The following is a 598-nucleotide window of genomic DNA, read 5'->3' as shown; positions in this document are numbered from 1 at the left end:
GGGTGCGCCCGGCCTGGGGGCGGCCGGGGCCGGGCCCCGACTGCCTGGTGAACAATGCCGGCCTCAGCCGCGCACGGCGCATCGGCGAGGTGGACCTTGCCGACTGGGATGCGGTGATTGCCGTGAACCTGACCGCACCGATGCTGCTGGCGCAGGAATCGCTGCGCTTCTGGCGGCGCCAGCGCGCGGGCAGCATCGTCAACATCGCCTCCCGCGTCTGGCTCAGCGGCGCCGGCCCGGCCTACACGGCCTCGAAGGCCGGCCTCGTGGGGCTGACGCGCTCGCTCGCCGTGCAGCTCGGCCCGCTTGGCGTCACGGTGAACGCGGTGGCGCCGAGCTACCTGCGCACAGGCTTCAACTTCGCCGGCGGCGAGGCGGCGCAGCGCCGCGCGGAAGCGGAGCATATCCGCATCGGCGTGCTCGACCGCATCGGCACGCCGGAGGACGTGGCCGGCGCCATCGCCTTCCTCTGCTCGCCCGATGCGCGCTTCGTCACCGGCGAGGTGATCCATGTCTGCGGCGGCGCGGCCCACGCCCCCCCGGCCCCCGGCCCCCCCCAACCCGGCGGCCGCGCCCGGGGGGGGCGGGCCCAGACCCC

1 protein-coding gene is annotated in these 598 nt (G+C 76.3%); it reads left to right on the top strand.

Going from position 1 to position 598, the window contains the following annotated elements; translation table 11 throughout:
• A partial coding sequence (locus AC1MIR_RS16855) for an SDR family NAD(P)-dependent oxidoreductase (protein WP_480029560.1) occupies positions 1-598 on the top strand: 598 nt, incomplete at both ends.

The sequence above is a fragment of the Falsiroseomonas sp. RANM36 genome (assembly GCF_056682175.1).
Note: the sequence above shows the minus strand (reverse complement) of the source record. Positions and strands in the feature narration are given on the sequence as shown.